The 17,358-nt window shown below is 38.7% G+C and carries 19 protein-coding genes; all 19 read right to left on the reverse strand.

Translation table 11 applies throughout. The features are described 5' to 3' along the window. Window positions 1-1,678: hypothetical protein (locus D0T49_RS01880; RefSeq protein WP_163628897.1), on the reverse strand; the 1,678-nt coding region annotated here is incomplete at its 3' end. A gap of 27 nt (window positions 1,679-1,705) precedes the next feature. Next, window positions 1,706-2,122, reverse strand: a complete 417-nt coding sequence (locus D0T49_RS01885; protein ID WP_163628898.1) for a SufE family protein — start codon at window positions 2,120-2,122, stop codon at window positions 1,706-1,708. Beyond that, a complete protein-coding gene (locus D0T49_RS01890; RefSeq protein ID WP_163628899.1) occupies window positions 2,112-2,672 on the reverse strand; it encodes a hypothetical protein in 561 nt (186 codons plus the stop codon). Before D0T49_RS01890 ends, D0T49_RS01885 begins: the two co-directional genes overlap by 11 nt. Then, window positions 2,669-3,568: a hypothetical protein gene (locus D0T49_RS01895; RefSeq protein ID WP_163628900.1), complete on the reverse strand. Its 900-nt coding sequence runs from the start codon at window positions 3,566-3,568 to the stop codon at window positions 2,669-2,671. The genes D0T49_RS01890 and D0T49_RS01895 overlap by 4 nt, the downstream gene beginning before the upstream one ends. After that, entirely contained in the window at window positions 3,565-4,494 is a 930-nt protein-coding gene (locus D0T49_RS01900; RefSeq protein ID WP_163628901.1) for a DUF6712 family protein, read from the reverse strand. Before D0T49_RS01900 ends, D0T49_RS01895 begins: the two co-directional genes overlap by 4 nt. Beyond that, complete coding sequence (locus D0T49_RS01905; protein ID WP_163628902.1) at window positions 4,491-6,041, reverse strand: hypothetical protein; 1,551 nt, start codon at window positions 6,039-6,041, stop codon at window positions 4,491-4,493. Before D0T49_RS01905 ends, D0T49_RS01900 begins: the two co-directional genes overlap by 4 nt. Beyond that, the gene (locus D0T49_RS01910) at window positions 6,028-6,351 is read right to left on the reverse strand and encodes a hypothetical protein (RefSeq protein WP_163628903.1); all 324 of its coding nucleotides are present in this window, start codon (window positions 6,349-6,351) and stop codon (window positions 6,028-6,030) included. Before D0T49_RS01910 ends, D0T49_RS01905 begins: the two co-directional genes overlap by 14 nt. Beyond that, window positions 6,296-6,475 (reverse strand): hypothetical protein, encoded by a 180-nt coding sequence (locus D0T49_RS01915; RefSeq protein ID WP_163628904.1) that lies wholly within the window; start codon window positions 6,473-6,475, stop codon window positions 6,296-6,298. Before D0T49_RS01915 ends, D0T49_RS01910 begins: the two co-directional genes overlap by 56 nt. Window positions 6,476-6,542: 67 nt before the next feature. Beyond that, window positions 6,543-8,249 (reverse strand): hypothetical protein, encoded by a 1,707-nt coding sequence (locus D0T49_RS01920; RefSeq protein WP_163628905.1) that lies wholly within the window; start codon window positions 8,247-8,249, stop codon window positions 6,543-6,545. Next, the gene (locus D0T49_RS01925) at window positions 8,236-8,853 is read right to left on the reverse strand and encodes a hypothetical protein (protein WP_163628906.1); all 618 of its coding nucleotides are present in this window, start codon (window positions 8,851-8,853) and stop codon (window positions 8,236-8,238) included. Before D0T49_RS01925 ends, D0T49_RS01920 begins: the two co-directional genes overlap by 14 nt. Continuing rightward, complete coding sequence (locus D0T49_RS01930; RefSeq protein ID WP_163628907.1) at window positions 8,850-9,158, reverse strand: hypothetical protein; 309 nt, start codon at window positions 9,156-9,158, stop codon at window positions 8,850-8,852. The genes D0T49_RS01925 and D0T49_RS01930 overlap by 4 nt, the downstream gene beginning before the upstream one ends. Next, window positions 9,145-10,563 (reverse strand): DNA modification methylase, encoded by a 1,419-nt coding sequence (locus D0T49_RS01935; protein WP_163628908.1) that lies wholly within the window; start codon window positions 10,561-10,563, stop codon window positions 9,145-9,147. The genes D0T49_RS01930 and D0T49_RS01935 overlap by 14 nt, the downstream gene beginning before the upstream one ends. Before the next feature lie 409 nt (window positions 10,564-10,972). Further along, on the reverse strand, window positions 10,973-11,347 hold the full coding sequence (locus tag D0T49_RS01940; RefSeq protein WP_163628909.1) for a hypothetical protein: 375 nt from the start codon (window positions 11,345-11,347) through the stop codon (window positions 10,973-10,975). 77 nt (window positions 11,348-11,424) lie between these two features. Further along, on the reverse strand, window positions 11,425-12,312 hold the full coding sequence (locus D0T49_RS01945; RefSeq protein ID WP_163628910.1) for a hypothetical protein: 888 nt from the start codon (window positions 12,310-12,312) through the stop codon (window positions 11,425-11,427). A 12-nt stretch (window positions 12,313-12,324) separates the two neighbouring features. Continuing rightward, entirely contained in the window at window positions 12,325-12,798 is a 474-nt protein-coding gene (locus tag D0T49_RS01950) for a hypothetical protein (RefSeq protein WP_163628911.1), read from the reverse strand. 125 nt (window positions 12,799-12,923) lie between these two features. Further along, window positions 12,924-14,942, reverse strand: coding sequence for a hypothetical protein (locus tag D0T49_RS01955; RefSeq protein WP_163628912.1), 2,019 nt, complete (start codon window positions 14,940-14,942; stop codon window positions 12,924-12,926). A gap of 13 nt (window positions 14,943-14,955) precedes the next feature. After that, the gene (locus tag D0T49_RS01960; RefSeq protein WP_163628913.1) at window positions 14,956-15,783 is read right to left on the reverse strand and encodes a S49 family peptidase; all 828 of its coding nucleotides are present in this window, start codon (window positions 15,781-15,783) and stop codon (window positions 14,956-14,958) included. Window positions 15,784-15,926: 143 nt separating this feature from the next. Further along, a complete protein-coding gene (locus D0T49_RS01965) occupies window positions 15,927-16,088 on the reverse strand; it encodes a hypothetical protein (RefSeq protein WP_163628914.1) in 162 nt (53 codons plus the stop codon). A gap of 2 nt (window positions 16,089-16,090) precedes the next feature. Further along, on the reverse strand, window positions 16,091-16,459 hold the full coding sequence (locus D0T49_RS01970) for a hypothetical protein (protein ID WP_163628915.1): 369 nt from the start codon (window positions 16,457-16,459) through the stop codon (window positions 16,091-16,093). Between the last annotated feature and the right edge of the window lie 899 nt (window positions 16,460-17,358).

The raw sequence follows: 17,358 nt of genomic DNA on the forward strand, positions 1-17,358 counted from the left end.
CAATGGCAACAGCTTGGTCTATGTCGGGAATAATAAGAGAGGTATGCTCACGGTTGAGGGTAAGACCATCAGTACATTTTACGGTTACAATTCCTTCGGCATATTTCGTCAAATCAAAACGACCGCCCACAGGGATAGCATCAGTTAGAGTTATCTCACAATCGCCCGAAGTGTAGAGAGAAGCGTTATTCCATGTAGCATCCGATGTAACTTCGACGGGTAAGTCTGTAATGACTTTACCTCTATAGGCAATCCTTTCTTTTCCATTGGGGGTGTCGACAGTTATATCTGTACCAAATTCGGGATCATCGTTAGTATTCAGGTTTAAATGCACATGCTCTGAACCTACTTCTACTTGGTCATACACTGTTTCTCCAATTTTAATAGAAGTGTCAGCAAAAGTAAACTCAGAATCAGGTAGTATTATTCCATCGAAATTGATATAAGTTACAATGTGGTCATGGTACTTATCAAAAGTAAATGTTTCAATACCTACCCACTCATAGGTGTCAGATTCAGGGTTGTTTATATGCCGATGGGTTGCAAGACTTTCACTATCTATAACATTAGTAGATGTACGAGTACATATATACAATCTTTCCTCAGAACCCCATTCTCCAGCATCAGTAAACTCAGTGGCAATAATATCTATATTACCCTCAATTCTTAATATCCCTCCAGTATTTGCACTATTAAACTTTATACCTTTAGTCGTGTCAAATTTAACAGTCAATCCTCTCAAGTTCATTCCTACTGTTATATCTTCTAAAGAAATTACTTCTTCTTTAACATATTCCGCTAATCCTAATAATTCATATTCAGTAGAATCTTCATTTTTACCAAGAATCTTAGTTTTCTCCCTTAATTCAATATTATTATCTTGGTTGAATTTTACACTTTCTCCGCTTAATACCTCTATCTTTTTATAGTTGTATTCACAATCTACGTCTGTTGTTTCGTCACTCTCATAGGTAGTAGCATCAACAAAATTTGGATTTGAAGCAAAATTAAGAGCTGTAACTACCGAGCCTTCCGGCATAACCAATTCAGTTAATTGCCATTCTGTAACTCCGTCAATACAGAGAGCTATTCGTATATCTCCGAGTATTCCTCGAAGGGAAACGGCTGTTATTTCAGGATCAAATTCAAATGTATCATTATCAATAACCCCGTTTTCAAGATTAAGAATAGAGTTGTAAGTAGGGAAGATAGCAGGACGTGTCGATTTAGAAGTATCAAATCTTAAAGTCTTGCCCGATAAATCATCTCCTACTTTTATTTCAGATAAGTTGACGTAAACAGGAGCTTCATAGATATCGGCTTTATCATCCAATACCTCTTTCAAAGCCTCGTTATCTTCCGGCTGTCCTTCTATATCGGCAAACGAGGTTGATGTCGGAGCCCCCCCTCCGGATTTAAAAGAACCAATAAAAGCTGATAATTCCTTTACTGTTTCGGCTGCCGAATTGAGAACAACTCCATCCACTTCTATTTGAGTGTAATGAACAGGAAGGCTGTTTATTTTGTGTTTTTCGGAAAAAACAACAACCATATTTCCTGAACACTTTGCTGAAAATTCGGCGGTGAATGTATCGTTTGTTACTTCTTTACCATTTTTTATCTCAATATAACCGATGGTATTGTTTTCGCCTTTGGATATTTTTAATTGAACTGGCATAATAAATAGATTTATTTTTTGTCAAATTTATTTTAAAACATTTTCGGGTAAAAGGACAATTATCCGATGAATGATTTCCAGTAGCCCGGCTTGCCGTAATGGTGTCAGGTTGTTGATCAGATCGGACTTGATATGAAAATCGATTTCAGCGAGGCACTCATTTATCGGTAATCCATCGAAAATAGCTATTACACAATAGATCATTCCCCGCATTACTGAGGCATTGCTCCAACCATTGACATGAAGAATACCATCAACAATTTTAGCTTTAAAATAGCTTCGGCTCTGGCAGTTCCGGATGGGATGCTGCAGCAGCTCCGGCGGACACACAAGTCCGAGCTTATCGCTAAGTTCAATCATATAATTGAACCGGTTCTGCCAGGTGTCGAGCTCGTCCATCTCCCGGATGAAGGAATCTTGGTTTTCACGTAGTTTAGTTTTCATGGAATATTGTATTTGCGTTTTTAAACATGGCAACCCAACCGGCACACCCATGAAATTTAACCGGATCTACTACACGGATTTCTACCGGATCGGAAATAAGTTCGGAGTTAGCACAAAAATCGAGAGCATCCTGCTCGCTCTGCATGGTGATGATGATTTTTTCTAACAGAGCAAGGCACTGGTTCATCAGGATGATTTCATTCAGGTTGTCGTTATTATTATTTGAAAAATTGTAAGCTACAGTAATAGCCAGATGTTGCTTCACTCCTTTCAGAGTGTCATAGTTGACGCTTAAAGCACCATATTCTACAAAAAGAATAAATTTGTTTGCGTTTTTTATTCTTTCAGATATGTAATTCTCATTGATGGATACCACAAAAGTGTCGAACTCCTGAATTACATTGGTGTCGGGTGTACCGAGCAATTCGGCTTTAATTTCTTCATAGCCGGTTTTAATACTTTCCCTGGGTTGGATAAACATCCGACGAAGCACCTCTTTTGGGACAAACTTTACGAAATATTTATATAAAGAAATGATTAAATCGTTCATGATAATTTTTCGATGGTTGATATCGAGATTCCTGTCTGATTTGCTATTTCAGCTATTTTTACGCCGTCGGCAAGTGCCTTGCTTATGGTGTCTTTTAGTGATTGTATCTGAGCATCAAAGTAATCGTTCAAAGGCATATTATCCATACTTCCGTATCCCTGCTTTGTCAGGTGCAGTGCGGTGGCATTCATACCCAAGCCTATTTTATCCTCGCTTTTTTCTTTACCACCTGAAAAAAGCAGGCTGTAAACCGGATGTTCCGTGTAAAACCTGATTATCCCGGTGAACCAATAGAATATAAGCAGTTTTTTTACGGGTTCTATCATACGCATCTGTTCTATCTGGCCCGATACAAGGTTTTTCTGATGTTCGGGATGCGAAGGGTAAAGGATGGCACATAATTGATTGAGGCATTCTTCTCTGGACGACGGGTCCTCCAATTTATTTATAGCTGTATACAAGTCGAACGCATCAATAAATTCTTTTGCTACGATATCTGTTTTAACCGTAATGTCCATATTGAAGATCTTTCCGGCGTATTTCTTTTTGCCTATCTTGAGCAATGGCATCGGATTGCGCCTGAAGTTAAAATGAGGCACTATCCGTTTGACAGTTTCATTGTCCACTTGCTCGATGGTAAAGGCAAAGGTGAGCTGCTCAGATAAACGTATCAGGTTGAAGTTGATATTCTCCCGGACGGATTCGTCTTTAATACTTTTGTCAGGCTTATACCGGATAATGGCAAAAAGCATTTCAAGCCTTGCCCATCCCGGATCCATCTCCATGGACAGCACCCGGTGCAATAAGCCGATACAGATCAGCACTTGTTTGGGTGTCAGTTCGTCCCAGTACTCCGGTAGGTTTATTGAGCCTTTGTTTAACGGAATTGTTTTCATGAATAGTAAAATTTATCATCCTCGGTAATGTTGTTTCTTCCCAGTGCCGGTTTATCGGCTGCCGTTTTATTTTGTTCTGCGATGGCTTCCTTTTTTATCTCCAGGTCGACCGCTTTCCAGTACGTTTCGGCTTTCTGCAGAAATTTTCCGGCCACATGTTCCCGGATATCTTTATCTGCTTGCGCCTTGTGGTTTTTACCCATTTCGTTATCAATATCCCGCCGGATGGGAGATGGCAGGCAGGAGTAAGCAAGGCGTTGACAGGCAAAGCCCATAACCTGATAACATACAGCCCGTGTGATGGCATCTGTTTTAACAGGTTCTTTAAACCGTGACTTTACAAAATCGAGCCATACCTCCCTGATGATCCATCCTGCATAAATCATGAAGTATTCGCCTCCGGTAGTTTCCACACCCACCCATTTGTTGAAGTCAGTCAGATTGACCGGTAACTCATCATTTTCTTTTTTCTGGTCACTATTCTTCCATTCCGGAAAATCATAGAGATGATCGTTCAGGTACTGAATTAACTGGTTCATCCAGAACCACGCTGTAGTGATCAGGTTATCATTCAGCATATCGGTCTGATACTTGAAAGCGGTTGTTTCATCCTCGTTTTTTTTCGTTGTGATACCGTCATTGCTTATCCGGAGCATCAGGTATACTTCATGCTCATAAATAGTAAAATGAAGCATGGCCCGTTGGAGGTAATCGATAGCTGTTTTGTCATGTTCCTGAATGTTTCCGGCTTCGAACTTATCTATGAGCCTGTTATACAATGCTTGGGATATTGTTTTCGGAATCTGCACTGCAACCTTATACAAGCTGCTTTCTATATTGAAATATTCCAGAGAGAGATTGTTGCCTGATATTTTGGGCTTCATCTCACTGGCAAAGTTTTCCGGATTGAATGGTACTTTAATCATTGTTCCTGCGTTTTTTCGATGTTCGTCTGGTTGTCAGCTGTAGCTGTTTGTTGTGGACGCTGGCTTGGTGGTGTATCCTGCAGCTTGGCCGGAATGTCGATCCAGAATCCAAATTTGATTTTCTTCTTTTTCGTTTCCGGAAAATTAAGATGCAACGCCCTGTTCAGGTCTTTCATTACAAAATACTCATCCCATACGAGTGAAGCTACATATATCAGATAATTGTAATACACTTCAGAGCCTGAATTGCTGATGGAGCCGTCCTTGTCTACTCCGGAGATGGAAGGAGGTACACCTTTGCCGGCAAGGGTAACCTGATCGGCCCGTTTGTCGTAACTAATCACCGTATCAAAAAACTCTTTGAACTTGCCGGGGAACTCTTTGAACTCCCAACCTTCTTCGCCCCATTTGGTAGAAGCCCATAGTTTGCCCTGGTTTTTTCCTTCGCCGGACATGAGTGATGTAATCATTCGCAGCTCGTTGGCAATCACTTCGTCAATCATCGTTTCGTAGAAAGGAATTGGAGCTCCCTTTTCGTTTACGAGCTTCACGCCTTTGTATTCGGTCTGTACCGGAGCTTCTCCTTCCAGGTTTTGAGCACATATCCGTTGAAGTATATCTATTTGGGCATTGTACCACGTACCGGGTATGATAACATGAATATGAGCATTGAGGGCATTTTTTAGATACGAATTGAGGTATTTAGGCGAAAGGTTGGAGGCCTTTATCCACTCCAGTAGCCCCTCGAACCAGTCGTTGAACGCATATATCCATTTGGTAAATGTTTTATCGCTTTCGAACGATACGGCGGTATTGTACCTGAAAGGATCGGCCGGAGTAAATCGGTGGTATACCTGGTAATCGTATTTATTCGGATTTAGCCAGTCGGCAATAATCACATATTTGCAATCAGCATTTTTTATCCGTTTGCTTATTCCTTTTTCCCTGGTAGCGAGGCGGGCTTCATCGGCACCCACATAGCTCAATGCACGTACTTTGTGCGATCCCTGAAAATTTAAGGCTGACCGGCGTGAAGTATTGAAATGCCAGCGCGAACAGCATGTATTGACATAGTAAAAATCGACAATCCGGTTTTTGAGATAATCCCATACGTTTTCGACTCCCTGTTCCTCCCAAGTGTCGAGCCACTCATCCACAGCCGGCATATCTACAGGAATCCTGACACGGCGTTGGTTTTCACCTTCTCCACTGATGACTTCCTGGTATAAGCGTGGCCCTTTGCCGAACAGGAACTTCACCTGTTTTTTGATAACTTCAGGTAGCAGCTTGTTTTGTGAAGTTATGGAGAACACCTCTTGCGGATACAGGTTGTGCCGGTTACCCCACACCGGAACTGTGAAGTCGGCAATGGTCATAGTCATATTGTCGGACAAGTACCGGGAATATAAATTTTGATATTCTTTCTGTTGGATGCTTTCACGTTCGGCAAATCCCTGTACCTCAAATGTGAATACACCGCCGTTAGGAATGGGAGCAAAACCACGTCCGTCTTTAATCTCAATGTTTGTTTGATTATTCTGTATCATGGAACCAGTCTATTTTTAGCATTTCGTAGTCAGGAGGAAAAGCGATGTATCTCATCAGTCGTTTGAAGCACATTTTAGCTTCGTTGGTGTCAAGATCCTCGTAAGTAAAATAAAGATCTCCATCCAACCGGAATGTATCTTGCCTGAGTGCCGGGCGAACACGGCATCGGTCATGCTTTACCATCCGGCCAATGTCGTTCGTTTTCTCATTGCACGTCAGGTGCATCAGGGTGAAATATGCTCCCGGAATGAATTTAAGATTCCTGGCTCGCTGTATGGCTTCGGTCCCTGTTATCGTTTTTTGGTTCATTGTCTTTTTTTCTTCTTAATCTTCTGAATGCTTTTCCATCCAATGGCTGCAATCCCTGCCTTACACGCAATGTGTTGATATAAAATAATTGGTCATTCAAGTCGGTTTTTTCCTGATTTTTCATTGCTTTGTGTCGTTTTATGGTTTATAATACAAAAAAAGTATTTCAATTTTTTAATCTAAAGGACATTCTAAGAAGAATATGTTCCTGCCCCTTTCGGCATTTCACTACCGAGATCGGTATCCGGAAGATATTTGGAATACAATCCCCAAAGCAGATACATGAACGCTGATGAGAGTTGTGTGGAATTGTATGCCTGTTCCTCGAATGGTAGGCGTTCGCTGGTTTTATCTAAAATGATACGGCCTTCGTGCCGTTTCAGTGGGCTGTGATTGATGGAGGATACCAGAGCTTCACACTCATTTTTATCAATAAGTATCTTATCAATACGCTTATCCCTGCCTCTAAACAGGATGTTTAACAGGCGGTAATGTTGTGAATAGTAGATTGTCTTTTGCTTTGGTGATAGCAAATGCACAGTCCATCCGAGTGCTTGCAGCTCCTGCTTTATAAGTTTAGCATCGGTATCGTTTATCCCGTGTTCCTTATAATCAGGATAGTATTTTTTCCATTCAGGATCCTTCTGGTTAGCGGCACGGTCGTAGTAAAGGTAAAGCACTTTCTTTCCACCGGAGAAGAAATCGTCTATCTTTTTGGCGAATTCTGCATGTTGGTCAGGATGCCATACCCAAATGTTTTTGAGTACCCGGAGTTCTTTTTTATTGCTGTTTTGTTGAGCGAATATCATAGAGGAGAATGGTCCGGGGTCATAACCGGCAACTAAAGGTTTGCTCTTATCGTAATAACGCAGATGCTTGCACGAATCCTCAATCGTATCGCCGGCAGATAAACGGTCGATGTACCGGTATTCGTATCCGTCATCGAACAGGTGTTGTTTACCGAACTTACCGAAAAACATATCTTTCACCTTGAGCTTCCGGATGGCAAATATAGAGGTGTATAACAAATCCTTATCTTTTGTAGATTTTATTTGGTTTTCGATATAATCTACTCCTAAAATTTTTAAGTTGGAAAATGAGGAAGCCCTAATATATAATAATTGTTTCCTTTTTAACTCATTTAATTCTTTGGTCCATCTATTGATAAATCGCTCTAACCTCTTAATCTTATTAAAATCTAATGTTTTGCGGGCAATTTCAAGTTCATATAAGCGAAAGTCTATTTCATAAGCAATTTCGATAATCAAGTCTATTATTTCCCTGTTCATTTCTTTTTCCAAATCAATGAACCAATCTTCATCTGTTTCGAAATTGGGAGTAGATGTGAATCCGGACCAACCCATAAAATAAGGTGAATGTCCGAATTTGGAACGATCGGCACGTAATGTAGGCATGAATCGTTCCATCATAAATTCTTTTTTTATTTTTAATAATTCATCAAAAAATCCATGAGGTGTGCTAATACCCAGAACAGATTCAGGCCTGTCTGCAGATACAAATTTTATAACAGATCCATTATGAAAAGAAAATGAATGTTTCCAATCAAAAATAGGTGTAGTGCATTTCTTAAAATGCCTGGGAGGCTCTTTTCCTACTTCAAAATAAATACCTCTTTCATAATGTTCATTAAAATACTCCATGACTCCGGGAAGTATATTGCTAAAAATGTCCCGGTAGGTTGCAGCTCCTAATGTTAATAGTGCTCCTGGCATTGAATTTTGAACCCTGTCAATACGAGCTGCTTTTATATGAGTCGTTTTTCCAGATCCACGACCCAGTTCGGCTATTAAAGTATTAGTATCTGCTAATTTTATTTTTGTTTGGAGTGCTGATAGATAAGACTTTTCAAAGATTTTATCAAGTTCAAATTTCTTCATAATTAGTATCCTGAATATTTAACTCGCTATCTACTTCTTCAAATAATCTTCTATTTTCTGTATCAGAAAACCCTTGTTTTATAATAATTTCACGAGCTCGTTTTCGTGCCTCCAGTAATCCTCTTCTTTTTACTCCCATACGTTCAAGTTCGATATCCGGTGAAACTATCTGAGGTTTGAATCTGATACGTTCCGGATCGATGGCGTTGGCCGATGCTTTAATACGATATTCGCAGGATCTTTGCAGGCAAGTACGGGCCTCTCTGAAATTATGTGCTATTATATTCACTTCGAACATCTTCATGAACATATCAGCATAATACAGCAGCCATGCCTCAGATGTAACAGTACAGTCTGAATTGAGGTAGTTTATAGCATCGTATATCCGGCTTTTACAGGTATGAATGGATAGTTCCGGATAGCTTTGTTGTAATTTTTTTGCACATTCGGTTATAGAATGGTTGGTGCGATGCAGATTAGATGCTTCGTTGAGCTGCAGAATATAATCGGCCAACTTGGGAGGAATACCAAGCGGTTCGGCTTCACGGCTTTCGAGGAAACGTTCGACGATTTCAGGTGATAATTTCTGCAAGTGCTCGATCATAACAATCCGAAGTTTTCGTGTATTTTGTCGTTGATGTTATTTTTTGATTTACGTTCGTCAAGTAAGGTGTTTGCTATAGTATCATGGCCTTTGGTCGCTTTATCGAATAGATCTTTGTCCAGGTTATAGGCTCCGGTCCTGAGTCCTTTCCGGTATGCTTTATATACATCACTTCCTTTGGTAGCAAAATCAATTCGGAACTGCTGCTCGTCCTCCGGCTGAGTCAGGTCGATTATTTTCTCAACCGAATATCCCAGTACCCCGAATGATTTTACATTGTCCAGGAATGATTCACTGTAATTCATATTCTTCCAGTTCCTTCTTAGTTAATACTACTCCGTTCTTTTTGATCACAATCTTGGAGCCTGTGAATTTCATGAACCTCAAATATCTTTTAATGGTAAGGTCACAATACTTCGGATCCAGATCGATGGCATAACATTTTCTTTCAGTCTGTTCGGATGCTATAATGGTAGTTCCTGACCCATTGAAATTATCCAGGACGATATCTCCGATGTTGCTGCAGTCCATTATAGCATCTGCTACCAGTTTTACAGGTTTGGGAGTAGGGTGGTCCTTAGTAGTCACATCGGACGAGCTGCTGAAGGAATTAGCACCGGGATAATTCCATACATTAGTCCTATACCTTCCGGTTTGCCCTAACATGAAATTGTTGATATGCTTGGTATTACCATTCTTAAAAGCATATATGAGGCTATGGCCATCTTCGTATCCGTGTTTTTCGATGGTGTCCAGGCGGTTATCCAGTTCTTGGTCTGATACATTATCGGAGTTTCCAAACATGAAAATAAGTTCGTGCTTTGACCGGTAGAATGTTCCCATGCCACCATTGTCCTTATTCCAGACAATAAGGTTTTTCAGCTCAGTATATTTTTTGCCGGCTACAATTATTTCGTAGATATGCTTCCAGTCCATGCATATGTAGTGAATAGAGCCTTTTTTAGAGTAGGAAATAAGATTTTCAAAAATGTTCTCAAGGAAACGTATAAACTCTATTTGCGACATTTCTCCTGCACCCATTACGAATCCGGTAGCCTTGTTTTTGCCAAATCCGGAGAAATCAGAAGGCTTCAAGTTATAAGGTGGGTCAGTGAACACCATCACTGCCAGAGCTCCGGCCATCAACCTGCCATATGCGTTTATATCCTCGCTATTTCCACACAGCAGGCGGTGTTCTCCCAATTCGTATAAATCGTTCAGGTGAGTTAATGGCTCTTTGTTCTGGGTAGGTAGGTCGTTGAACTCATCGTCTATAATCTCTCTCTTGGCATCTTTCTCAATGTTCAACATTTCCTCCGATGGGAGGTCAGTAGATACCGATGGGAGGTCAAGCACTATATCTTTATATAGCCCGGAGAAATGTTCTTCAAGCATAGGCAAGCTCCATTCGCCGGCATGGGTATTGGAGATAAGCATATACTCATCCACTTCCTGCTTTGTGAGCATCCGGTTTGGTACACGCACATCGATGGATTCATTCTCACGACCACTCTCCATGTACACCTCCCATCGGCGTTGACCGGCTATGATATGGTTATCCAAGTTAATAACGGGTATCTCTACCAGGTCGAACTTATCAATGCTTTCGTTGAGCTTCTTTTGCTTCACCTCATTCCTGATGCGAGGGTTGTAATCGGTAGGTATAAGCTCCTTTACAGTTCTTTTTTCGGTAGTCCAAACTAATCTCATAGTAATGATTTTATATTGATACAAAGCTACCGAGTTATGTGTGTGTCTTAAAGGACGAAATGAATCGGATACTTTTTGGAGAGAATCTAACTTTTTAGATCTATAAGAATGGAAAAGAAGAGTTGATTATAAGTGATTGATATATAGGTTAATCATATTTCCAGTTTTAGGGATGGGTTTGTAATGCAAAGCCGGAACCCAGCGGCACGGATATAATAAGGAGACGAAAAAAAATGAAATATCATTTTCCGACAAAGTAATATTGATAATCAAACAAATAAGTGTATTTTAAATATCAAAAGGCTTAAATTCATACTGCTTTTTGAAAATTCCGATTATTTTTGATTTTTTTTTGAATGTTTTTAGCAAAAAAATAGCCTCTGAATTTTTAGAGACTATAATTTACTTTTTATTTACTTATTACTTCTTCCAGTACTTTTTTTCTGATTTCTGCACGTTCCAGGTTTTGTTCCCATGATTGTTTTTCTTCCTCTGATTTATATTTGTTTTTATTGAGGTTGCTTTGTATCCGGCGAATGTTCTGGGTGACATTGGTTATTTCTATCATCAATGCACCGGGGTTATTTCGCTTTAACTCGTACAGTTCTGCGAGCTGCTCATCGAATTGTTTCTTCTGTACGACAATAGGGTGTTTATATACAAATACTTTGTGATTGTTGTAGGCTTCGAGTTCTGCATGGGCGATCCTGGTCCGATTGTCGAGCTGTACCATTTCAAGTACAAGCTCCGGGTGTTTCTCTAATAACAAAGAAATCTCCTGCATGCGATGCCATGTGTTTACACGCTCGTCATACAGGAGAATACAGGTTTGAATATCCGGATTTGAATTATCAGTCCAGTTTATTCTTGGGAATTCTTCGGACTTACTTCTTTTTTTTTAGATGTTGTTTTTTTTGCAACATCTTCTTTTACTTCCGGTGTGGCATCATTAGCATTGCTGTTATCGGGCAATGTGTCTCCTGATTGTTCTTCAGATACTCCATCCACGCTTCCTTCTGGATTTTGAATTTCGTCTCTATCAGAAGTTCCATCGCTGTTTTGTTCTCCGGTGATTTTGGTGCTATTCTTCTCATCAAGCTCTGATGTACTGTCTGCTCCGGGAGTTTCTTCATCAGTTCCTTGAGGTACTGTTTCTTTCTCTGTTGGTAAGTCATGTTTTGTAGAATTAGTCCATGTTTTAGCAAAATTGATATAATTCCGAATTTCTCCTTCTGTTTTTCCTACCATTTGGTCGATAGCTTCAGAAGGATACGAATCATCTGTAAATTCGGAGTCAAATATTTTTTTCACTTCTTCTGTGGTATCGATAGCATCAATTTCAGTATCAATTCCTAACTTATAAATTTTATCCAGGAAATCAATAAAAGGAATAATTTCTTCTTTCTTTTTACCAATGAATAATGACAATGTTTCATTATTAAAGTCCTCAAGATCTATACTTGTATCCTTAAAAAGAAGTATTACTTCTTCATTGCTGTTAATAATTTCAGTTGATTCATTCTGCGTTTCGATACCACGATTTTTCAAAATTTCTTCCGGAGTACATTTTTCAAGTAATTCATAAAGCATCATACCATCGAGTTTCTCCATGGTAAACGAATTTACCCTTTTCAAATCGACGTGAAGTGGAGAACCAGAGCAATGTTGTTTAAAAAGCTCCAGATCTTTATCAAAGTATACTTTGCTTTTATGTTTGACTATAAAATTATTTTTTTCAGTAAATTTCATAAGATTATTTTTTTAAGGGTTTGACGGAGTATCTTCTTCTACTGGAAATTCAGTTGGATTGTAGAAATAGAATGGTTCAGGGCATTCCTGACCTTGAAACTGTAAAGCTATACCGCCGATACCTCCATCTAATGCACCTATATTGGTATAGGTAAGTCGTAGGCCACTGGAACATGGAGAGCCTCCGATGAATTTCTGATTGTCGATACAACGTACCCATACTACTACAAAATCTTCTCCTACGTTTTCGTATATCCATTGGAGTGATTGTGGAGAAATACCTTCGATATTTGGAGTTAAAGTTAAAATTCCATTCAATGGAGATTCTCCAGGGGCTGCACTTGGATTTATAGATGAAGAAGTTGAATCTACATAAGTAAATTTTTTGCCTTCTTTCAGTACATTTTCTGTAATTGTAGCATCTGTTGCTACGGGCCAGTTCTCTACATCCACATCATTTAAAGGTGCAGCATAAATTCTAAACAAAGGGGTATTCTGTTTAGATTCTTTAGGTTGTTTTGGCAAATTAAATATCATAATTGTGTTTTTTAGATGATTAATTAAGAATAAGGATACATATTATTGTATCCTTATTCTATGGATTATTAATACTATGAAACTTTGCGCTCCAGTTCTAAAAACTTACCTGTAGGCTGTACAACTTTCTTTTGTTTATTGCCAACTGTTTTTGTAACTTGTTCTAATTGAGCATATACCTTAATGTAATCGCCTACAGCAGTAGGATTCCACGCTGCAGTTATCTCCGAGAAATTTCCTGATTTAGCTATTGTTGTAGCATTTTCTGTAGATCCACAAATAATTTTGTAGACACGGTCAATATGTACATTGCTTATATCTGTTAGAGCTGTAGCAGTGGTATTTTCACTTGTTTCAATTTCGAATCCCAAACGTCCGTCGATGCTTGTTGCATCAGGATCCAATACAACTACCGGATAATTGGTAAACAGCCATTGAAGTTTACGTTCGGAGTTTTCTAAATCTTCAAGCATATTGAATTGAACACCTGGAGCAAGAACACCAGAACCTTCTTTCCACCAGGAAGCCATGATAAGTTGTTCTAGGTCTTGTTGGAAATAAAAAGCGTACATTTCGTTTAGTTTGTCCTCATAGTTTTCTACATTTCCTGGAATAGTGATCCACATTTTGTAGTCTACCATATCCATGTTCGGAACCCAAATGATATTTTCCGGCGAAAGGTCAGCAATGAAGTTTTTTACTCCGGTAAAGTCTGTGTCTTTACCATATTTATTACGAAATCCTTTTAAATACCAAGGTTGATGTTTTTCATTTGCATGAAGCCTGTAACCTGTCATATTTGGAAGAATACCCATCACCAATTCAAAAAATTCTTCTGAATAATCTACCATGGTTATCCGGTCGTATTGTTTCAATTCTTTGAACGGAAGTACTTTTAATTCTTCTTCAACGCGTTGTATTGCACGTAAACCTCCGTCTGCAGCAAACATTGCAGGTTGTGGAAATTCACCCTGGCGTGGAACTCTATAACCTATAACATGACGGCGTTGCTGTTCGTTAAAGAGTATTGTGCCAAAATGAACAATACACCATTCAAATAATGTCCATTTCATAGGATTTGAACCCTCACGGTTCATATAACCGATATATTCTTTTTCGAGCTGCTTAGGATCGTCAAAGAAAAATTTGAACATAACATCGTCAACATGATAGATTTCTCCATCAAAATTGACAGCTCCCTTAAAATGATGTCCGGATAAATAACTTTGAGAAAGTTCTTCAAAATGAGCTGTTGGAGCAGTCAGTTTATTTTGGACATTTGAAACTTTAGGGAAAATGCTTGCAACAGATTTCAATGTACGCAGATAAGCGATAACTGTATCCATCCGTCTAACAACGTGTTCTCCCAGTTTCGCATTCATGTTTGAATAATCCAGGTAACTTTCACCCTTGAGCATTTTACCATAGTCCAACAATCCAATCTGGTTTGAGGTTGCAAGTTCAATACAACGTGCCTGGAAGTCTTTTGTGTAATTATTGAATGCTGCACGAAATTCTGTAGCATCTTCATCCCTGTAGTTTTCCTTGCCCTTTCCGGTTGCAACAAGTTCTGACCACCATGACCCACGTTTGAAATAATCGCTTTCAATTCCAAACAAATGCGTTTCGGTATGTGGAGCATGTCCCATAACAATTGCGAATGCTTGTGGATTCATAGCTGAACCACTTCCGGATATAACAACTGCAGGACTATCATTTTCCGGAGCTGCTGCCAATGTCCTGATTGTACTGGTTGCAGAATTGAGAGCCCCTACAAAAGAAGCCATTGCTTCGTCTATTGTAGTTGGTGCTGTAGTTGGAGCTTGGTTACCTGTAGCTTCAGCAGCTTCGGTAAGTGCAGCCAAGATTTGGCTTTGCATGTTTTCGGGAATGCTAACTGTTGCAGTTCCTTGTGTCCCTTCCGGAGTTTCATCCGGAGTTTCCAAATCTTCCTGAAATGAAATTCCATACGTTTCTTTGTATGAAGCGTTGAATTTATTCCAATCTTCGTTTGTCATATTTGCTTGTTTTTCTTTAGTGAATCCTAAAGTTGCAAATAGGGCAATCACACGTTCTTTTACGTTTTTTTTCATTGCAAAATAATAATTAGAGGATTGATAAAATTTCTTTTCTTTTTGCTATCAGGATTTCAAGTTCCGAGATTACCTGAGTTAAGGTTCGGACACCATCGATCATACCAAGGCTTTCGGCTTCGTATGCATAATACATTTTTCCACTTAATACTTCTGGGTTTATTCCGGGGCGATTTTCTTTGACTATATCTTGAAAATGAATAGCTAATTTTGCGAGCTGCTCTTTAAGAGGTTCCTGGTTTCCATCTACTGCTTGACGTTCTGGTAGATTTTTGTCTTTAGATTCATCAGGATATACTTCAATAATTTGATACCGGGCATTTTCTTTATTGGGAATTACTATCTGTGCCATTACACCAATACTTCCGATACGAGCCATCGGGTTAATGGCATATAGTTTATCGAGATAAGAAGCAACTATGTATCCGCAAGAAGCACACATGCCATCTACAAATCCGTATGTAGGTTTTGTTTTTTCACTTAATACTTCCTGAAGGAGAAAAAGAGAATCGGTTGATCCTCCGGGAGTGTCCATTTTCAGAATGACTGCTGAAATATTTTCAGACTGATAGGCTAAACGTATAATTGTTGCTATGTCGTCAACTCCATAGCTCCACCAGTAACCATATTTCATCATCACTCCATATAATGGAATAATAGCGATAGAATCTTCAGTCCACTCATTAAAAGGATTGGATGAATTATTAGTTTCATTAAAAGCTCCGAGAATTTGTCCCTGGGTGGATATGATGGTTTGTTCCATCACTTCCGGAACAAAATTTCCATTGATGATGGCATTCGATATATTTGTCAAAACTTCAGAACCTGATGAATGAATCATCAGGCTTGAAGATTGTATTTCTTGGAGAAATAGTTGTCTAAGCATTGCGTAATTGTAAATTTTACGCAATGTTATATATTAATAGGGGGGCTTTAAAGGACGGAAAAGTAGAGTAATAGCGTGGTTATCTGATTGAAAATCATTTATAAAAACAATTTCAGATATTCAATAAAAGCGGCATATTGTTGCTTGGTATATATGCCAGTGATGGTAGTGCCATCTTCATTTATTGTTTTGATTTCATATTTGCTTTTATCTTCGGTTATTGTAACTGTAGTTGCTACCCGATTTATACCTTTATTCATAGTTATGCTTCCGAATTTCGTATGAATGAATAGTTCGTATATACTTTATTATGATTGAGCTCAGTAATAACCGGATATTCTGATGATCCCATAAAGAACGTATCATTATCGGTTTTAAGTCTCAATATGGTATAAAGATGGCTTAATGAAAGGAGCAACTCATCTTCATCATACCGTGATCGGGCTGATAATGTCTCCTGGTTAGTTGCTCCGGCATCGGATTGTTTTATATCGGAAGTATAGAGAGGCCTATCTGTTACCTTAATATTTTTCCATTTGGCATCATGTTTTAAAACAGGCACTCCGTTTTCAAAAAATTTAATTTCTGACAAGAAAACATAGTCGACGGAATTGCAAATTAATCTATTCATTATTTATTTTTATTAGTATTGATAATCAACTACATAACTTGTTTTATACAATAAAACGACCAGTTTTTCACATGTTTTATGCTGAAAAAAGGACAAAACACTACATCAAATACACAAAAAATCATACTGTTTTTCTTATGTATTCTCGTTTCTCCAGGTTATTGTTTTTACGTCTCCATCTCTGATGGTCCTTAATAAATGCTTCATCGGTGATGGACTCAATACAATACTTGCACTTGAAGTGATATACTGTATCAATAAAGCAAATACCTTTTCGGTGTTTGTTATGATCCAGCAGTTCATGAAGCTCCCTTAGCATCATACATTCAATTCTATCTTGTATCTTTTTTACCGACCGGTCTGATAAATAGTTATAGGTATCCGGATTCTTCCTTATTAGTTCATCATTGCTTTTACTCCGGTTAGGTATTACAATACTTAGATTTCCACAGTCTGTATGACATCCACGAGGACGCTTTTGTGTTAGGTCATGTATCAAAAAATATAGCTCTGTACTATCTGGGAAACATACCGGTTCATTAGGAGCAGTTCCCCATTTACCTATGCAGTACTCAGCCAGGTGAGGAGTAATCTGAATCTTTGTTGTTACCATACGTAAATCTATCTGTTTATAAATCAATTCAAAATTACAAAAACAAAACATCAATACCAAAATATAGATAGCTGTATTTAGATTTACATTGCTTGATATTGAACATCCCCCTTTGAAATATATAGCTAAATTTTTGTGCATTAGTGCGCTTAAGTGGATGTTTTTAATTTTTATTATTGTGTATCAGCTATTTAAATGCGCACTTTTTCTGTACTAAATTGTACAGAATTTGAAAATCCTGTACAAAATGAAAAAAAGTGCGGATAAGTACGAAAAGTGCAAATTC

It is taken from the genome of Paludibacter sp. 221, from assembly GCF_010501035.1.
Classification (GTDB): Bacteria; Bacteroidota; Bacteroidia; order Bacteroidales; family Paludibacteraceae; genus QVMH01.